The organism is Bacillus sp. AFS098217 (genome assembly GCF_002551815.1).
GTDB lineage: Bacteria > Bacillota > Bacilli > Bacillales > Bacillaceae_G > Bacillus_A.
On record NZ_NVPR01000122.1, the window covers coordinates 1 to 335 of the forward strand.

Consider the following 335-nt stretch of genomic DNA (forward strand, 5'->3'; position numbering starts at 1 on the left):
GTTGTCTAGCCTCAGTCTTTCGTGGACTCCGTTCGTAGGTTGCATACCCAAGAATGATTCCCTAGTTCTTGGCTCTATGGTGGCTCTGTAACAGTTCTGATGGGGAAGAAACGGTCAACCACAAGCCTTCTTGCATGAGAAGTTGAGGGCACCTACAAACATTGGCGAAGGGAAACAAACTCTTAGGGGGGACAAAACATGCGTGTATTTGTCAAGAATTTACGAGGAGAACCACTTATGCCTTGTAGTCCTCGTAAGGCTCGGCTTCTTCTCAAACAAGGAAAAGCAAAGATTATTAGATATACTCCGTTTACAATTCAATTACAATATGCCAC

At 44.2% G+C, this 335-nt stretch carries 1 protein-coding gene; it reads left to right on the forward strand.

The window, feature by feature from the left end:
• Positions 1–198: 198 nt before the first annotated feature.
• On the forward strand, positions 199–335 hold a 137-nt coding region (locus tag COO03_RS23335; protein ID WP_179863025.1), incomplete at its 3' end, for an RRXRR domain-containing protein.